The following is a 16582-nucleotide window of genomic DNA, read 5'->3' as shown; positions in this document are numbered from 1 at the left end:
TCTAGCCGTTGAGAAATTTTTAGGACGATAACTCATGGTGCAACGTGGTTCTAAAGTCAAGATTCTCCGCCCTGAATCCTACTGGTACAACGAAGTGGGCACCGTCGCCTCTGTGGATCAGACCCCCGGCGTCAAATACCCTGTGATTGTGCGCTTCGACAAAGTCAATTACACGGGCTACAGCGGCAGTGCCAGCGGTGTGAACACGAATAACTTCGCGCTCCACGAAGTGCAGGAAGTGGCTCCTCCCAAAAAAGGTAAATAGTTTCTGGGATCGTGCCGGAATTACCAGAAGTTGAAACAGTACGTCGTGGGCTAGAAGTCGTCACCCTTGAACAACCTATTGTTGAGGTTAACGTACTTCTAGCCCGTTCTATTGCCCTTCCCAAACAGCCGCAAGCGTTCATCGATCGCTTGCGCGATCGCGCCATTGAACAGTGGCAACGACGGGGCAAGTACCTTTTGGCCAACCTAGATGACGGCAGTCGCCTCGTGATTCATCTGCGCATGAGTGGCCAGTTGTTGTGGCTAACCACTCCCCAGCCCCCCTGTCCCCATACGCGTGTGCGCTGGTTTTTCCCAACGACGGCAGAACTCCGCTTTGTGGATCAACGAACTTTTGGTCGCTGTTGGTGGGTTCCTGCACACTGCCGCCCAGAGAAAGCAATTCCCGCGCTGGCCACCTTGGCACCGGAACCCCTGAGTGAGGCTTTTACAGTGGCATTCTTGGCGGCCCGGCTGGCTCAGTGTCGTCGCTCTATTAAAACGGCGCTCTTGGATCAAACTATTGTTGCGGGCATGGGCAATATCTATGCCGATGAGAGTCTTTTTTTGAGTGGTCTGCACCCCGCCCTACCCACCAATACCCTAACCATTGAGCAGATTGTGCGCCTCCACCAGGTCATTCGCCAAGTGCTGAGGGCAGGAATTGCAGCGGCGGGCACGACAATTCGTAGCTTTGTCACGCCGGCGGGGGTGAATGGTCGCTATGGGGCTCAAGCATGGGTTTATGGTCGCAAAGGGGAGGCCTGCCGCGTCTGTGGCACAACCATTGAACGGCTGCGCTTGGCAGGGCGCTCCAGTCACTATTGTCCCCAGTGTCAGCCACTGTTTTCGGCAATGGGCAAGTAAAGGGTGAGAATTTCTCCCGCTTGGCGATCGCGCCGTTGAATCACCTTAGCGCCAACTGCTTCAATGAGGAGTTTTGCCGCCTGAAAGTTCAGACTCACTTGTCCGGTCGCCGGATGCCAGAGGAGGAGGTGCCCCAAGGCAGCAAGATCACTGCGGTGCTTGTACTGGGGCGATCGTAATTCTAGCTTCACGTGCTGTCCTGCCCGCTGCACCACCAATTGCAGTTCACTCTCCGAGGCAAGGGTTTGGCTATAGTATTCCACTAACCCAGTCAAGACCTGGTCTAAGGAGGCTGGATCACTGAGGACAACGGGTAAGTTGGGCGGATAATCTAGCACTAATTTGACCTGACGCCGCGCCGCCTGTTTTTGCCAGCGAGCCAAGTTGGTTGTCAAGAGTTCCGCCAAGTGGGTCTGCCCAAAAGCAAGGCGGGGTTTGGGGTTAGGACTGGTGAAGATTTCAGCAGCATCACTCAGGAGATTAAAGCGGCTGATTTGATCTTGAATCTCTTGACCAATCTTTTGCAGATACTGGTATGTGCGCTGAGGGAGATTCTCTTGCCGTTGTAGCAATTGGATAAGGGTATTAATGGTGGTGAGGGGGGTACGCACCTCGTGGGAGAGGGCTTGGAGCAGCGGAATGTCAGGGGCCATGGGGATAGAAGTTACAGGCAGGGGCGTGGTCTCCGGTTGACTATAGTCCAGCAGCCATTGACCAAATTGACTCACCAAGCGATAGCTCGGGGGTACCATCTCCACGCTGGCAAACCACTGATCAATGGCGTGGAGATCGCTTAAGGGAAGTTGCTGCCGCAACTGCTGCCAAAAAGCATGAATTTCCTCAGGGGCAAAGGAAAAGTGCAGTCCTTGCTCCCTTTGATAAACCAGCAAAAGATTCACCTCTGGACTTAGAAGCAAGCAAAAGGGACTCATCCCCCCCTGAACTAGGGGCAAAAGGGTCATTGCCGGTAGAGCAGAATTGGCCTCTGACGGCGGCAAGGAGGGAAGCGATCGCCCCTGGGGAATGAGGACATAGGTTTTTAAGGGACAGTCTTGAAGAATAAGGCTGGGGAAAGAAACTAAAAAGCCCTCAATGGGATGTATCACTGCCAATAATTTTTCTAAGGCAGCAACCCCCGCTTGCCACTGCCAAAAGCGATCGCTGGCACGGGTATCATAACGATCAATGGTGGAATGCGAGCGCCCCATAGCAGCCCATGCAACGTCCCCAACTGCCTTGACCATAGCCCCAACGTTTCCGATTCGCCTAGGGTTAAAACCGAACTTAGGCGGGGATGATGCCGTACAGATCGTAAATATCAGCAGCAGTAATTTCTACGGGGACAATCGTGCCTAGGGTAGCGGCTCCCTTGACATAGACAACCCCATCCACATCCGGGGCAAATCGGGGCGATCGCCCAATGAATTCCCCCGTTTGCGGGTTTTCCTGCTCAATGAGCACTGGCACGGTTTTACCCACTTCAGCGGCATTTTTGCGGTGGGCAATGGGTTGTTGCAGTGCCATGAGGCGATCGCGCCGCGCCAGTTTGATCTCCTCGGGAATCTGATCCGGCAGATCATAGGCAGTAGTCCCCTCCTCGGCGGAGTAGGTAAACACCCCCACATGGTCAAATTCATGCCGCTGCACAAACTGGCAGAGATGCTCAAACTGGCTCTCGGTTTCACCGGGAAAGCCCACAATAAAGGTCGTCCGCATCACTGCTTCCGGTAATTCCTGCCGCAGCCGTTCAATCAGGCGATCGTTAACCCCTGCTTGCCAAGGCCGATTCATCGCCCGTAGGACCTCGGGATGGGAATGTTGCAATGGCAAATCCAAATAGGGCAAGATGTTGGGGGTTTCTTGCATTGCTGCAATCACCTCAGGGGTTAGCCCAGTGGGATAAGCATAGTGCAAGCGAATCCACGGCACATCCACTTCGCCGAGGGCGCGAATCAGAGTCGCCAGTTGGGGTTGGCCATAACGATCCAGGCCGTAATTTGTCGTAATCTGGGAAACAATGATAATTTCTTGGACCCCCTCAGCCGCTAACTGGTGAGCTTCGCTAACAATGGACTCAATGGAGCGCGATCGCTGGTTGCCCCGCAGATGGGGAATGATACAAAAGGCACAACGATAGTCACAGCCCTCAGCAATCCGCAGATAGGCCACAGGCGCCGGCGTGGTGCGGTAGCGGGGAACGGTTTCATCGGCAATGTAGGTGGGCACCGCACTAATTTGCTGTACTCGCTCACCCGTTTCTACCCGCTCAATCACCTCCACAATGTGCTGGTAGTCGCCACTGCCGACAACGGCCACCGCCTCGGGCAGCTCTGCCAATAGTTCCCCTTGAAAATGCTGGGCTAAGCAGCCTGTGATTACAATTTTTTTATTGGCCTCCGCCAGCTCTACTAGGGTGCGCACCGACTCTTCGCGGGCGGCTTGAATAAAGCTACAGGTGTTGACAATGACGTAGTCGGCTTCGGTTTCATCGGTACCCACCCCATAGCCCGCTGCGGCCAGCAGACCAATCATGTGCTCCGTATCCACGCGGTTCTTATCACAGCCAAGGTGGGCAAAGGCAATTTTCGGTTTTGTTGGGTTTGGCATCTAAACAGGTCAGCACCATCTAACAGTAGGGGGTAATGTCTTCGCCGCACTCATCCGCTAAATAGGTGAGCGCGCGGAAGCGCAGCCCCACTAACTGATCATAAAGGGGATTGAGTTTACAGAGGGGGGGAATATGGACAATCTTGCGACCAAAGAGGGTAATGTCGCGCTCAAAGGGGCATTGGGGGGGAATCAGGCGGCAGAGAAAGCGAGCGACCTTGGCATCTTTGACCTCTAACCCATCCAGCCAATGGCGCACGGGATCCAACAGGCGCAGGGTTTGTTCATTGCTCCCGTGCTGACCATCAAGGGTATGTTTTAGGGACTCTAGGGCATCAATTTCTAGTCCTAAGGCGCTGCAGAAGCGTTGCAGTTCGGCATCCTCTGATTGGGAGTAAATGCCATTGGCAAGCGCCACCATCACGGCGGTACGCACAAAATTTTCGGCAAGGGCGCGATCGCCCCCAAAGGCTGCCACCAGTTCTGCGTCGGTGACGGGGGCAAAGTGATCAGTGTCAATTTCCGGAGCAATTTCCTCTTGAATCAGGCTTGCAATCAGTTGCTTCTCTTCCGGATCAAAATGACCATCGGCACAGGCAACGCTCAAAAGCCCCTTGATCCAAATGGCCGTTTGTTCCGGTGTGAGTTCAAGGGTACATGCTGCGGTGGTTGCCATAGAGGTTACCCCAAGAGTGCTGCTCACTACGACTGTACTCTAGGTCTTGGCCTTCCGTGCCACCCTCAGCCACAGAGAAAATCCTTGCTACAATTGACGAAGTTTTGTTAAGCACTGTGTCACGGCCTTGACTGTTTCGCTGTTGCCCTCCACCTGCTCAACCCCTTGGTATGCCCTTGATCCCATTTGGCAGGGGGATGCGGCGGCGATCGCCCAAGGACTGCCCCATGATCTTTTAGCGCCGGCGTGGCAAATCCTGATTCTGGGGGATGGCTCCCCCACTCGCCACTTGCAACTGCTGACTGGCGAAACCACGGAAGTGGATGTGATTGATATGTCGGCCATTGGCCATGCCAGCGATCGCGCCCCCGCGCAACTGCAACTAATTCCCGGCCCACGGCTCCGGCGTCAAGTGTGGCTACGCACAGCGTCGGGTCAACGCTTGGCCTATGCCACCTCCTGGTGGGAAGCCGCCCATGTGGATGAGTATTTGCAAAACCGTGCCATGCCCATTTGGACAAACCTCGCCCAGCGCAAGGTGGAGCTTTATCGGGACATTCAGGCGGTGTATCTAGGCCACTCTGAAACGTTGGCGGCAGCCTTTGGGGAAGCAGGACCCTTTTGGGGACGCCATTACCTCTTTTGGCACGATCGCCGTCCCATTACCCTCATCTATGAAGTCTTTTCTCCCTACCTCTGCCGTTACCTTGGCCCGATGGGAAGTGCAGCCTATTGGGCAAATGCAGACCCAACATTAGCCTAAGGCGGGTGTTTCCGTAACGTTTTGTAAATATAATATGAAAAGATTTTTGTCCCCCTAAGGGACTGGGTTCATCTTCGTCAGTTAGGGTAGCGTTATTCATGCGAGTTGCAATTGCCGGCGGTGGCTTAGCGGGCTTAGCCTGTGCCAAGTATCTAGTGGATGCAGGACACACCCCGATTGTGTTTGAGCGTGCCAATGTTCTTGGGGGCTTGGTGGCGGCATGGCAGGATGCCGATGGCGATTGGGTGGAAACAGGCTTGCACGCCTTTTTTGGCGCCTACCCCAATATGCTGCAACTCCTAGAGGAATTGGGGATTAGCGATCGCCTACAATGGAAACGCCATGCCCTGATTTTTAACCAACCGGAAAAGCCAGGGGTCCTCTCGTGGTTTGATGTCCCGGATATTCCTGCCCCCTTTAATGTGCTGCTCTCCATTTTGCGCAACAACGATATGCTGACGTGGGAGCAGAAGTGCCGCTTTGCCTTGGGGCTGTGGCCAGCGATTGTGCGCGGCCAAAAATACGTCGAGGCAATGGATCAGTACACCCTTCTAGAGTGGCTACAACGCCAAGGGATCGATGAGCGGGTAAACTCCGACATTTTTATTGCAGCTTCCAAGGCACTCACCTTCCTGAACCCCGATGAAGTCTCGGCCACGATTCCCCTGACGGCGATGAACCGCTTCCTGCGGGAGCGCTATGGCTCAAAAATTGCTTTCTTGGATGGGGCACCCCCAGAACGGCTGTGTCAGCCCATTGTGGATTACGTGACAGCGCGGGGGGGTGAAGTCCATACCAATGTTGCCCTGCGGGAAATTGTTCTCAAGGAGGACCTTTCAGTGCAGAGTTTTGTGATGGCCGATCGCGAGGGACAACAGCGCTTTGAAGTGACTGCCGATGCCTACGTGTCGGCAATGTCTGTGGATGCGATTAAACTGTTGCTGCCGAAGCCGTGGCAAGACCTGCCTTTCTTCCAGAAGCTGAATGGCCTCGAAGGCGTCCCTGTGATTAACGTCCAAATCTGGTTTGATCGCAAATTGCCTACGGTGGATCACCTGCTCTTCTCGCGATCGCCTCTGCTGAGTGTTTATGCCGATATGAGCGAAACCTGCAAGGGCTATGCCGATCCCGCCAAGTCAATGCTAGAGCTGGTATTGGCGCCTGCCGCGGAGTGGATTGGTCGTAGTGATGAGGACATTATTGAGGCAACCCTTGCGGAACTGGCCAAGCTCTTCCCCAATCACCTACCGGAACCTGCTAAAGTGCTGAAAACAGCGGTGGTAAAAACCCCCCGCTCAGTCTATAAAGCCACCCCCGGCCGCCAAGCCTTTCGCCCGGATCAGGCCACGCCCATTCCTAACTTCTTCCTATCGGGGAGCTACACCCTGCAGCCCTACCTAGGGAGTATGGAAGGTGCCGTGCTTTCTGGTAAGCTGACAGCGCAGGCGATCGCGAAGCGGCTTGCAGAGAGCAACGCCCCACAGCCCCCCCAACCCTCTACTCAGACTGTCGCCAATGCTGCAACTGCCTAGAGCCGAGTACGTCCCTCCCCTGATTTCCCTCGACGAAGCCTACGAGTTGTGTCGTCAGGTCACTGCCACCTACGCCAAGACGTTTTACCTCGGCACACTGTTGATGCCCCTGGCCAAGCGCCGGGCCATTTGGGCGATTTACGTTTGGTGTCGACGCACCGATGAACTGGTGGATGGCCCGCAAGCAGCAACGACAACAATTGCCACCCTCGATGAATGGGAAGCCCGCCTTGAAGACATTTTTGCCGGTCGCCCCCACGATGGTATGGACTTGGCCTTGACGGCAACCCTGGAGCACTATCCCCTCGACATCCAACCCTTTCGGGACATGATTGCTGGGCAGCGGATGGACTTGCACCGCAGTCGCTATGAAACCTTTGCTGAGTTAGAACTCTACTGCTATCGCGTGGCTGGTACCGTTGGCTTAATGTCCCTTGGGGTGATGGGGGGAGACCCCTATAGCGATCGCCTCTGTGCCCCTTGGGTGGATCCCTATCGGGCCAAAGGTACCCTCAAGGATCAGGCCATTGCCCTTGGCATTGCCAATCAACTCACTAATATCCTGCGGGATGTGGGCGAAGATATGCGGCGGGGGCGTATCTATCTGCCCCTAGAGGACTTGGCTGCCTTTGACTACACCGAAGAAGACCTACAGCGCGGAGTCATTGACGATCGCTGGCGGGCACTAATGCGCTTTCAAATTCAGCGGGCACGGCAATTTTATCGAGAAGCAGAAGTGGGGGTTGCCTACCTCGAGCGGGATGCCCGTTGGCCCGTGTGGTCAGCGCTGATGCTCTATCGCCAGATTCTTGATGTCATTGAAGCTAACGATTACGATGTCTTTAATCGGCGCGCCTTTGTTTCTGACTGGCGCAAGCTGCTTTCTATTCCCATTTCTTGGTTCAAGGCCAGCTTCTAGGTACCATGGCAGATTTGTACGTAGATTGGGAAGAGTATCATCGTACAATTGAACGGTTGGCGATCGCCATCTATGAATCAGGATGGCAGTTCAATCAAATTCTCTGCCTGGCTAGGGGCGGCCTGCGGGTGGGGGACATTCTCAGCCGCCTCTTTAATCAACCCCTGGCAATTCTGGCAGTGTCCTCCTATGGCGGTGTCAATAATCAAGAGCGGGGTCGCCTTACCTTTGCCCAGGACTTAACGATGACCACCGCTACCCTGGGCAGCCATGTCCTTTTGGTGGATGATTTGGTGGACTCTGGTCTTTCATTGCAAAAAAGCCGGCGCTGGCTGGAGGTTAAATATGGTTTTGCAGTGGAGGAAGTGCGCACCGCTGTCCTCTGGTACAAAGCGGCCTCTTGCATTCGTCCGGACTACTACGTTCATTACCTGCCCGAAAATCCTTGGATCCATCAACCCTTTGAACGCTACGAACACCTGACAGCCGCTGATCTTGCTCAAACGCTAACCTCCTGTCCATGACGCCTACCCTCCCTCCACCTCTGCAATGGCAGCGTCGCCACGTCCTCTCCCTCCAAGACTTTACACTGGCGGAGCTGGATATTGTTTTGCAAACAGCACTGAGCTTTCAGGAAGTCCTGAATCGTCGCACCAAAAAAGTCCCCACCCTCCAAGCGCGGGTTGTGGCCAATCTCTTCTTTGAAAGCTCGACGCGCACTCGCAATAGCTTTGAACTGGCGGCCAAACGTCTTTCTGCCGATATTCTCAACTTTTCTCCTGGCACCTCAGCCCTCAACAAAGGGGAAACCATCCTGGATACCGCTAAGACCCTGTGGGCGATGGGGGCAGAATTCATGGTGATTCGCCATCAGCAGTCGGGCGTACCCCATACGATTGCTGCGGAAATGGATCGCCTGGGCGGCCAAGTGGCGGTTCTCAATGCCGGCGATGGCTTGCACGAGCATCCCTCCCAAGCGCTCCTTGATCTGTTTACCCTCTGCCAACTCTACGATCCGCGTCAGCCCCGCTGTGCCCTGTTGCAGGGAAAAAAAATTGCCATTGTTGGCGATATTCGTCATTCCCGCGTGGCGCGATCGAACCTCTATAGCCTCAAGACCGCTGGGGCCGATGTTCACTTGGCAGGGCCGCCCACCCTTTTGCCGCCAGAATTTGCAGACTATGGGGCAACCCTCCACTGGACGCTGGAACCCGCCCTAACCGATGCCGATATTGTCATGACCCTGCGCCTGCAACAGGAACGCATGGATCAGCACTTAATTCCCAGTTTGCGGGAATACCATCAACACTTTGGCATTACCCATGAGCGGCTGCGCCTGTGCCGACCCGATGTGCGAGTATTGCATCCAGGACCGGTGAATCGCGGTGTGGAATTGAGTTCGGCCTTACTGGATGATCCCCAGTTCAGCTTAGTGAATCAGCAGGTAGCCAGTGGGGTGGCAGTGCGGATGGCATTACTGTATTTGATGGGAACGTACCACGGAGTCAAGCCATGATTAGAGTAACGTTTCTGCCGGATCAGGTGTCTGTGGAAGCGGCAGCGGGTGAAGGTTGGCTGAGCGTGGCAGCACGCGCGGGGGTAGAGATTCCCACGGGTTGTGGCATGGGCAGTTGCGGTGCCTGTACCCTTGAACTGGAGGACGGCGCGGAAATTCGCGCCTGTATCTCCACGATTGCGGGCGATCGCGCCCCCGCCACTTTAGACGACTGCCCCCACATTACGGCTTATGTTTTTCGGGATCCCACCTGGTGAGGCAAGGCAAGCTTCGACAGTGGTCAAGACCAAATGGGAATCTATTCTATGAAGTGAATAGAAAATTCCAATGGCGGTTTTCTGGCGTGTTGCACTTGGGTGCGATGTGTCAAAATGTTTTCTGTGTCAATTTAAGAGTGCCCTACCCTTGCAAACTCCAACGGCGATCGCCCTGGGCAACTTTGACGGTGTCCATCGAGGGCATCAAGAGGTTATCCGTACTCTCCTTGAGGCAGCGCCTGCCGACTGTTGCCCTTCAGTGATTACGTTTTCGCCCCATCCCCAAGCATTTTTTACGGGAGAACAGCGATTGCTGCTGACCCCAGAGGCCGAAAAACGGGCCCTTTTGAACCAGTATGGTATTGAACAGGTGATTGTGCTGCCTTTTACCCAGGCCCTGGCCCAACTCTCGCCTTTAGAGTTTGTTGAGCAGATTTTGGTACAGCAGTTGCAGGCCAAGGTGTTGAGTGTTGGTTTTAATTTTGGCTTTGGCCGGGGGCGATCGGGGACAGCGGAAGATTTGCGCACCCTCTGTGCTGCCTTTGGCATTGCGGTGCATATTGTGCCCCCCTTTTGTTGGGGGAGCGATCGCGTCAGTAGTTCAGCAGTACGAGCCGCCCTGGCCGCGGGAGATGTGGCTTTGGCACGGGAGCTGTTGGGACGCGCCTATACCTTAACAGGCACGGTAACTCAAGGGGAACAGTTGGGCCGCCAGTTGGGATTTCCTACGGCCAATTTAGCCCTCCCTCCCGAAAAATTATTGCCTCGCTACGGTGTCTATGCCTGCCGTGTCAGCGGGGCAGCTCTCCCCAGGGAGCAGGTGGGGGTCGTGAATATCGGCGTGCGACCCACAGTGAGGGGGCAGGAGGTCAGGACGGAAGTGCACCTACTGCACTGGCAGGGAAATCTCTACAACCAAGAGATCACGCTCCACCTGGAGGCATTTATTCGTCCTGAGCTCAGATTTTCCAGTTTGGCTGCCCTACAAGCGCAAATTGCTGCCGATTGCCAAGTAGCGGCTGATCTCTTAGAACGAGTAGTCTCCTATGCGTGAACCCCTACAGCGACTGGTGAATAACCTTGGACAAGTTATGGTGGGCAAAGAAGCGGCCATTGAACTGCTGTTGGTGGGATTGCTGGCGGGGGGACACGTCTTGCTGGAGGATGTACCAGGGGTGGGAAAAACCCTCTTAGCTAAAGCCCTGGCGCGATCGCTGGCGGGCACCTTTCAGCGCATCCAAGCCACCCCCGATCTCCTGCCCACCGACTTATCGGGCACTAATATCTGGAATCCCAAAACAGCGGAGTTTGAGTTTCGCCCAGGTCCTGTGTTCTGCAATATCCTGCTGGCGGATGAAATTAACCGTGCTACGCCGCGGACCCAATCAGCACTTCTAGAGGTCATGGAAGAGTACCAGGTCACCATTGATGGTGTCACCTACCCCCTGCCTCAGCCTTTTTTCGTCATTGCCACCCAAAACCCGGTGGAGTACCAAGGCACATTTCCACTGCCGGAGGCGCAGTTGGATCGTTTTGCCCTCTGTTTTAGTTTGGGCTACCCCACCGAGGAAGAGGAGCTACAAATGCTGCAACGGGTGCAGGGGGGCTTAGATGTCAATCAACTGGAACCGTGCCTGAGCTTGGCGGCGATTCAACAGTTGCGGCAGCAGGTGCTACAGGTGCGGGTAGATTCAGTCTTGCAAAAGTACATTCTTGCCCTTGTGCGGGCGAGCCGCGAAAGTGATTGCATTACCTTGGGGGTCAGTCCTCGCGGTACGGTGATGCTGCAGCGCACCGCTCAGGCCTTGGCTTTCCTGAATGGCCGTGACTATGTCCTCCCCGATGATGTGAAGCAATTGGCTCCCCACGTCTTGGCTCATCGTTTGATTACAGCCGCCGGGCGCTCAGGCCGTGCCTGTGTGGCAGAATTGTTGGAAACGGTAGCGGTTCCCTAGGGAGAGTTGGTGCGACTGTTCTCTATGAACATCTCTGCAATCGCCAACCTGTCATTGTAGTGTTTAAGTCTTTTTAACATTGCGATTGCCCTCGCAACCGTCGAAGGATTTAAGCATTTATGACAACGATATTCATGATACAAGCCCTCCAACGGCAGGGAGAAATTTGGCACAACATCCTCAGCAGTCAAAGCATTACTGTCATTTGGGAAAACCTTGATGCTGACGTTCTTACTTTGCTAGAGGAGATGGAAGCGGCTGGCTTAGCATTGCCCCAATTGCTCCTGTTGGATATGGGGATGACGGTCACCAATCCCTACCGCTTTTGTCAGGTGGCACAGTCTCGTTTTCCGGGGATGCCTGTGGTCATTACAGCGGGTCAGGATCGCCAAATTAGTGCAGTAGAACGGCGCTGGGCCTTGCGTATGGGGGCTGTGGATCTCTTGCCCCGTATCGAAGAGTCGAGTCTCATTGCTACAGCTGTTTCCCATCTAACTCGAGTGTTAGAGATCCTCGATGCCCTACCAATTCAGCAGGATGCCCTAATGCAAAGCCTCAGTTGCTTAACAGCACCGACACCAGTCCCAACCCCGTCAGTACCCGCGCCCCTGCCTCTGGCTGCTCCACCCAATACCCAATATCGCGGCATTCGCACCGTTGCCGACACAGCTCCGGCACCAAAGAGTGAAGATAACGGCCAGCCTCGCCGGCGCTATCGCGGCTCAAGTTACTAAACTCCCCAGGCTGGATTCGAACCAGCGACCAATCGGTTAACAGCCGACCGCTCTACCGCTGAGCTACTGAGGAATATCAGCAATTTTCTAATGTAGCGTAGTTCACCGCTGTTGGCAAGTCTCAACCCGACTGCAGTTTTGGCCAGCGCTGCCGCAGTTCAGTGACCACTCGATCAAGGGCAACGGCATGGGAGGCCTTAAAGAGGAGGCGATCGCCTGCTTGTAACTCGCGCAATAGGTACTCCACCAATTCTTCATGGGAACCAAATTGTTGAGTGGGAATCCGCCCTGCTCCCTGCGCAAGGGCTGCCCCTTCGTCACCTTGATCGAGGATTAAGAGGCCATCGAGGTCCAATTCGGCAACAGTTGCCCCCACCTGCTCATGGAAGGAGAGAGAAAAGGCGCCTAATTCCCGCATCGGGCCAAGAACCGCCAGATGTCGCTGACCGGGGAGCGATCGCAACAGGTGCAAAGCCGCCACCATGGATTCCAGGCCCGCATTGTAGGTTTCATCTAAAAGCAGAATATCTGGTTCGAGGCGATAGCGACCACCGCGACCACCGGGCAATTCTAGCGTCAACTGTGAAGGCAGGCGATCGCCCTCGATGTCCAAGGCTTGCAGCACCCCAAGGGCAGCCAGAAAGTTCAGGGCATGGTGTGCCCCCGCAAGGGGGACGGTGTAGGTGCGTCCACCCACATGGAGGGTTTGGGGCGGTTGGTAGATTCCCCGTAGGGTGCCCCCCTCAAGGCCATAGGTGATAGTGCGCCCTGACCAGACCTGCACCGCTGTCGGCAAAAGTAGGGGACTATCGGCATTGAGCACCGCTGTTCCCCCTGGGGGCATTTCCGCAAGAAGTTCGCATTTGGCTTGGGCAATGGCTTCCCGCGAACCAAGGCGGCCAATATGGGCAGTGCCAACGTTGGTAATCACCGCAACATCCGGTTGGGCAATCTGGCTCAACAGGGCAATTTCACCGCGAGCACGCATCCCCATTTCAATCACTGCAAACTGGTGGTGGGGTTCCAGTTGTAAAAGTGTTTTGGGCACGCCAATCTCGTTGTTGAAGTTGGCTTCGGTCTTGAGGACCGTGCCATAGTGACGGAGGACAGCAGCAATCATTTCCTTGGTGGTGGTTTTGCCCACGGAGCCAGTGACGGCAATAACTTTGGCTGGACATTGCTGCCGCCACCACTGTCCCAAGCGCTGATAGGCACTCAGGGTATTGGCCACCTGAAGTTGGGGAAGCGCAGCAGACAGCGGTGTTTCGACCATCAGGGCGATCGCTCCAGCGGCAGCTGCCTGATCGACAAATTGATGGCCATCAAAGGTTGCCCCCCGCAGGGCGACAAACAGGTTGCCAGCGGCGACTTGGCGAGAGTCGGTGCAAATTCCTGTGATGGGCAGATTTGGATGAGTCGTGTCTAACCCCAAAGCTTGGGCGATCGCCCCTAGGGTGGTCTTCACGATGTTGCCCCGCCAATGTGGCTGCACTTCAGATAAGGTTGCAGCACCTCCGGTACCCGCACCGTTCCATCGGGTTGTTGGTAGTTTTCGAGAATGGCCGCCATGGTTCGCCCAACAGCTAGGCCAGAGCCATTGAGAGTGTGGACAAACTGCGTTCCCTTTTGCTTAGCCCCTTTGAAGCGAATCTTGGCACGCCGCGCCTGAAAATCGCCAAAGTTAGAGCAACTGGAAATTTCACGGTAGCAACCCGCAGCGGGGAGCCACACCTCCAGGTCGTAGCACTTCATAGCACCAAACCCCAAATCCCCAGTACACAGTTCAATCACTCGATAGGGCAGCTTCAGGGCTTGGAGAATGGACTCGGCATCCGCCACCAGGGCTTCATGTTCAGCGGCAGAGGTTTCCGGGTGAACAAACTTGACCAACTCCACTTTGTTAAATTGGTGCAGTCGAATCAGACCGCGGGTATCTTTGCCGTAGCTGCCTGCTTCGCGGCGAAAACAGGGGGTATAGGCACAGTGGTAAATGGGGAGTTGATCGGCGGCTAAAATTTCATCACGGTAGAGATTCGTCACGGGTACTTCCGCTGTCGGAATTAGCCAGAGATCGTCATCGGCACAGCGAAAACTCTCCTCAGCAAACTTCGGTAACTGCCCTGTTCCCGTCAGCGAGGCACTATTGACCAGCAAAGGCGGCAAGACTTCCACATAGCCGCGTTCGCGGTGGCTATCGAGCATGAATTGGATCAAGGCCCGCTCAAGGGCAGCCCCCATGCCTAATAGGGTAACAAAACGACTCTGAGCTACTTTGACCGATCGCTCCACATCCCAGAGTCCCAATTGAGTCCCAATGTCCCAGTGGGGCTGGCAAGGGTAGGTGGGTTTATACTCCTCCCCCCACCGCCGCACCTCAACGTTGTCAGTTTCATCACGGCCAATGGGGGTGGTCTCACTGGGGGGGTTGGGAATCGTCAGCAGCAGGCTCTCTAGCTCCTCTTTCAACTGCCGTTCCTGGGGCTCCAGATCACTGAGTTTTTGCTTGAGATCGTTGGCCTCGGCTTTGAGGGCTTGAATTTCGGGGTCAGTGGGGGCAACGCCGGACTTGATCTTTTTGCCGACGAGGGCACCAATCTCATTACTGCGGGCTTGGAGTTGCGATCGCTGTTGTTCAAGCTGTCGCTGCTGCGCATCCAATTCTAAAATGCGGTCGAGGTCAAAGTCACCGCCGCGCCGCCGCAGGCGATCGCCAAAGGCTTGGGGATTTTCTCGCAGTTGTTTTAGATCAATCACAGGTGGACGAAAACCAGCGCAAACCGCATTGATCCTATCACCAAGGGGGAAATTGACTCTAGGGAGCTGTCTTAGTGTTGTTGACTATCGAGATGACTAAATTCCTCCTACCAACCGTTGAGATTTTGATCATTGGTGGTGTCAACAAGGGGTCGCCGTCCTCTAAAATGAGGGATGTATTAAGCGGTGTTAGCAATATGAGTGTCATTAGTCAGGTTCTTCTTAAAGCGGACGATGAATTGCGCTACCCCACCACGGGCGAACTCCAGACGATTAGTGACTTTTTCCAAACGGGTGAGCAACGCCTCCGCATTGCCACAACCCTGGCCGAAAATGAGAAACGGATTGTAGAGCAAGCCAGCAAGCAACTGTGGCAGAAGCGGCCTGACTTTATCTCACCGGGGGGCAACGCCTACGGCCAGAAACAGCGTGCCCTGTGTCTACGGGACTATAGCTGGTATATGCGCCTGATTACCTATGGCATCCTCGCCGGTGACAAAGACCCCATTGAGCGCACGGGTATTATTGGGGTACGGGAAATGTACAACTCCCTTGGTGTGCCGATGACAGGGATGGCAGAAGCCATACGTTGCCTCAAGGACGCCTCCTTGGCCCTCTTGAGCACTGAAGATGCTGAAGTGGCGGCACCCTACTTTGACTACATTATTCAGGAAATGTCCTAGGGCGACGGGCGGCAGTCAATTCTTCCTTCAAGGGGAAGAGAACCTATGACATCTCCCCTTGAAATTGTGGTTGTCAGCAATGGTCCCGGTGAACTGGCCACTTGGGTCTACCCTTTTGTAACAACGCTGCAGCAACAGGTCAAACAGGGGTGGCGGGTTTCAGTGGTGATGGTTCCCTGTCCCCATGCAAGTGGTCAGGAAGCAGAGATTGCTCGCCGCTATCCAGGGGTAGCTCGGGTGCTGCCAGCCACCGAATTTTGGCACCTCCTACGCACAAAGACCACTCGCAGCAATTGGGATTGGTTTCCCCAGGGGGTTGTGGTCTTTTTGGGGGGAGATCAACTCTTTGCGGTACTATTGGCCAAGCGCTTGGGCTATCGCTGTGTGCTCTACTGCGAGTGGCAGCCACGCTGGCAAGGATGGGTGGATGGCATTGGGCTGCGGCGTCCTCTAGCCGTGGGCAACACCAAGGCCAAGGTGGCGGTGGTGGGGGACCTGATGACCGATGCGCAAGCCCTTGCCCTCGATTCTCTCCCCAATGTCCGCCAACAGTTGGGCGTTGCCCCAGATGCTCCCCTTGTGGGGTTGATGGTAGGATCCAAGCCCAATAAGCTCAAGCTGGGGGTTCCCCTTTCCTTGGCGATCGCCGACCATTTAGCGGCTGCTTATCCCCCGATTCACTGTGTGATTCCAGTGGCACCGACCCTGACGCTCAACACCCTCAGTTGCTATGCCAATCCTCGCTTTAACCCCGAACTCAAGCACGTTGAGGGCACAACTGCCACACTGATCCAGCCAAGGGAAGGCCTGCCCTATCTGGAGACGCCGAGGGGTACAAAGATCTATCTCTGGCAGCAGTTACCCAACTATCCCCTGCTGCGGCAGGTTGCTCTCTGTGTGACTACGGTTGGCGCCAATACTGCTGAACTGGCTGCCTTGAATGTGCCGATGATTGTTCTGTTGCCTGCACAACAACTGCGGGTACAGCGGGCACACCCTTGGGATGGATTGGCTGGGTTGCTGGTGGGCTTGCCGGCGATCGGGCGGCAGTGGAC

Annotated in this window: 17 protein-coding genes and 1 tRNA gene; 12 read left to right on the top strand and 6 right to left on the bottom strand. The window is 55.2% G+C overall.

The window, feature by feature from the left end; genetic code table 11:
* Positions 1-34: 34 nt before the first annotated feature.
* Complete coding sequence (locus tag NK55_RS04590) at positions 35-265, top strand: photosystem I reaction center subunit IV (protein ID WP_011057407.1); 231 nt, start codon at positions 35-37, stop codon at positions 263-265.
* 11 nt (positions 266-276) lie between these two features.
* Entirely contained in the window at positions 277-1131 is an 855-nt protein-coding gene (locus tag NK55_RS04585) for a DNA-formamidopyrimidine glycosylase (protein ID WP_024124621.1), read from the top strand.
* Here the strand turns inward: NK55_RS04585 and NK55_RS04580 are convergent.
* From NK55_RS04580 to NK55_RS04570, 3 genes are all read right to left on the bottom strand, one after another.
* Positions 1101-2339, bottom strand: coding sequence for a sensor histidine kinase KdpD (locus NK55_RS04580; protein WP_024124620.1), 1239 nt, complete (start codon positions 2337-2339; stop codon positions 1101-1103). The two genes, NK55_RS04585 and NK55_RS04580, sit on opposite strands and share 31 nt — an antisense overlap.
* A 76-nt stretch (positions 2340-2415) precedes the next feature.
* A complete protein-coding gene (rimO, locus tag NK55_RS04575) occupies positions 2416-3738 on the bottom strand; it encodes a 30S ribosomal protein S12 methylthiotransferase RimO (RefSeq protein ID WP_024124619.1) in 1323 nt (440 codons plus the stop codon).
* A 19-nt stretch (positions 3739-3757) separates the two neighbouring features.
* On the bottom strand, positions 3758-4414 hold the full coding sequence (locus tag NK55_RS04570) for a Mo-dependent nitrogenase C-terminal domain-containing protein (protein ID WP_024124618.1): 657 nt from the start codon (positions 4412-4414) through the stop codon (positions 3758-3760).
* Positions 4415-4541: 127 nt separating this feature from the next.
* Between NK55_RS04570 and NK55_RS04565 the strand changes: the two genes are divergently transcribed.
* The 9 genes from NK55_RS04565 to NK55_RS04525 all read left to right on the top strand — a co-directional run bounded on the left by NK55_RS04565 (position 4542) and on the right by NK55_RS04525 (position 12090).
* Positions 4542-5177 (top strand): chorismate lyase, encoded by a 636-nt coding sequence (locus tag NK55_RS04565; protein WP_024124617.1) that lies wholly within the window; start codon positions 4542-4544, stop codon positions 5175-5177.
* A gap of 98 nt (positions 5178-5275) precedes the next feature.
* Positions 5276-6709 carry a 15-cis-phytoene desaturase gene (gene pds, locus NK55_RS04560; RefSeq protein WP_024124616.1) on the top strand — a complete coding sequence of 478 codons (1434 nt, stop codon included), beginning with the start codon at positions 5276-5278 and terminating at the stop codon, positions 6707-6709.
* Positions 6693-7628, top strand: coding sequence for a phytoene synthase (locus NK55_RS04555; protein ID WP_024124615.1), 936 nt, complete (start codon positions 6693-6695; stop codon positions 7626-7628). Before pds ends, NK55_RS04555 begins: the two co-directional genes overlap by 17 nt.
* A 5-nt stretch (positions 7629-7633) precedes the next feature.
* A complete protein-coding gene (locus NK55_RS04550; RefSeq protein WP_024124614.1) occupies positions 7634-8152 on the top strand; it encodes a phosphoribosyltransferase in 519 nt (172 codons plus the stop codon).
* Positions 8149-9144, top strand: a complete 996-nt coding sequence (locus NK55_RS04545; RefSeq protein ID WP_024124613.1) for an aspartate carbamoyltransferase catalytic subunit — start codon at positions 8149-8151, stop codon at positions 9142-9144. Before NK55_RS04550 ends, NK55_RS04545 begins: the two co-directional genes overlap by 4 nt.
* Positions 9141-9401: a 2Fe-2S iron-sulfur cluster-binding protein gene (locus NK55_RS04540; protein ID WP_024124612.1), complete on the top strand. Its 261-nt coding sequence runs from the start codon at positions 9141-9143 to the stop codon at positions 9399-9401. The genes NK55_RS04545 and NK55_RS04540 overlap by 4 nt, the downstream gene beginning before the upstream one ends.
* A gap of 106 nt (positions 9402-9507) precedes the next feature.
* Positions 9508-10455, top strand: a complete 948-nt coding sequence (locus NK55_RS04535) for a bifunctional riboflavin kinase/FAD synthetase (protein ID WP_024124611.1) — start codon at positions 9508-9510, stop codon at positions 10453-10455.
* Positions 10448-11356 carry a MoxR family ATPase gene (locus tag NK55_RS04530; protein ID WP_024124610.1) on the top strand — a complete coding sequence of 303 codons (909 nt, stop codon included), beginning with the start codon at positions 10448-10450 and terminating at the stop codon, positions 11354-11356. The genes NK55_RS04535 and NK55_RS04530 overlap by 8 nt, the downstream gene beginning before the upstream one ends.
* 119 nt (positions 11357-11475) lie before the next feature.
* Positions 11476-12090 (top strand): hypothetical protein, encoded by a 615-nt coding sequence (locus tag NK55_RS04525; protein ID WP_024124609.1) that lies wholly within the window; start codon positions 11476-11478, stop codon positions 12088-12090.
* Between the two features lies 1 nt (position 12091).
* Here NK55_RS04525 and NK55_RS04520 read toward each other — a convergent pair.
* The 3 genes from NK55_RS04520 to serS all read right to left on the bottom strand — a co-directional run bounded on the left by NK55_RS04520 (position 12092) and on the right by serS (position 14844).
* Positions 12092-12163, bottom strand: a tRNA-Asn gene (locus NK55_RS04520).
* A 48-nt stretch (positions 12164-12211) separates the two neighbouring features.
* Positions 12212-13555 (bottom strand): UDP-N-acetylmuramoyl-tripeptide--D-alanyl-D-alanine ligase, encoded by a 1344-nt coding sequence (gene murF, locus NK55_RS04515; RefSeq protein ID WP_024124608.1) that lies wholly within the window; start codon positions 13553-13555, stop codon positions 12212-12214.
* Complete coding sequence (serS, locus tag NK55_RS04510; RefSeq protein WP_024124607.1) at positions 13552-14844, bottom strand: serine--tRNA ligase; 1293 nt, start codon at positions 14842-14844, stop codon at positions 13552-13554. The genes murF and serS overlap by 4 nt, the downstream gene beginning before the upstream one ends.
* Before the next feature lie 197 nt (positions 14845-15041).
* On the opposite strand from serS, the gene apcD reads away from it, so the two are divergent.
* Positions 15042-15527, top strand: coding sequence for an allophycocyanin subunit alpha-B (gene apcD, locus NK55_RS04505; RefSeq protein WP_024124606.1), 486 nt, complete (start codon positions 15042-15044; stop codon positions 15525-15527).
* Positions 15528-16582: the final 1055 nt, after the last annotated feature.

This window comes from Thermosynechococcus sp. NK55a (genome assembly GCF_000505665.1).
Classification (GTDB): domain Bacteria; phylum Cyanobacteriota; class Cyanobacteriia; order Thermosynechococcales; family Thermosynechococcaceae; genus Thermosynechococcus.
This window is presented reverse-complemented; position numbering and strand designations above follow the sequence as displayed.

What these genes read in the sequence shown, in the direction of transcription:
- NK55_RS04590 (WP_011057407.1), top strand. Translation starts at nt 35, where the DNA reads ATGGTGCAACGTGGTTCTAAAGTCAAGATTCTCCGCCCTGAATCCTAC.
- NK55_RS04580 (WP_024124620.1), bottom strand. Translation starts at nt 2,339, where the DNA reads ATGGGGCGCTCGCATTCCACCATTGATCGTTATGATACCCGTGCCAGC.
- NK55_RS04570 (WP_024124618.1), bottom strand. Translation starts at nt 4,414, where the DNA reads ATGGCAACCACCGCAGCATGTACCCTTGAACTCACACCGGAACAAACG.
- NK55_RS04540 (WP_024124612.1), top strand. Translation starts at nt 9,141, where the DNA reads ATGATTAGAGTAACGTTTCTGCCGGATCAGGTGTCTGTGGAAGCGGCA.
- NK55_RS04555 (WP_024124615.1), top strand. Translation starts at nt 6,693, where the DNA reads ATGCTGCAACTGCCTAGAGCCGAGTACGTCCCTCCCCTGATTTCCCTC.
- pds (WP_024124616.1), top strand. Translation starts at nt 5,276, where the DNA reads ATGCGAGTTGCAATTGCCGGCGGTGGCTTAGCGGGCTTAGCCTGTGCC.
- NK55_RS04550 (WP_024124614.1), top strand. Translation starts at nt 7,634, where the DNA reads ATGGCAGATTTGTACGTAGATTGGGAAGAGTATCATCGTACAATTGAA.
- rimO (WP_024124619.1), bottom strand. Translation starts at nt 3,738, where the DNA reads ATGCCAAACCCAACAAAACCGAAAATTGCCTTTGCCCACCTTGGCTGT.
- apcD (WP_024124606.1), top strand. Translation starts at nt 15,042, where the DNA reads ATGAGTGTCATTAGTCAGGTTCTTCTTAAAGCGGACGATGAATTGCGC.
- NK55_RS04525 (WP_024124609.1), top strand. Translation starts at nt 11,476, where the DNA reads ATGACAACGATATTCATGATACAAGCCCTCCAACGGCAGGGAGAAATT.
- NK55_RS04545 (WP_024124613.1), top strand. Translation starts at nt 8,149, where the DNA reads ATGACGCCTACCCTCCCTCCACCTCTGCAATGGCAGCGTCGCCACGTC.
- NK55_RS04530 (WP_024124610.1), top strand. Translation starts at nt 10,448, where the DNA reads ATGCGTGAACCCCTACAGCGACTGGTGAATAACCTTGGACAAGTTATG.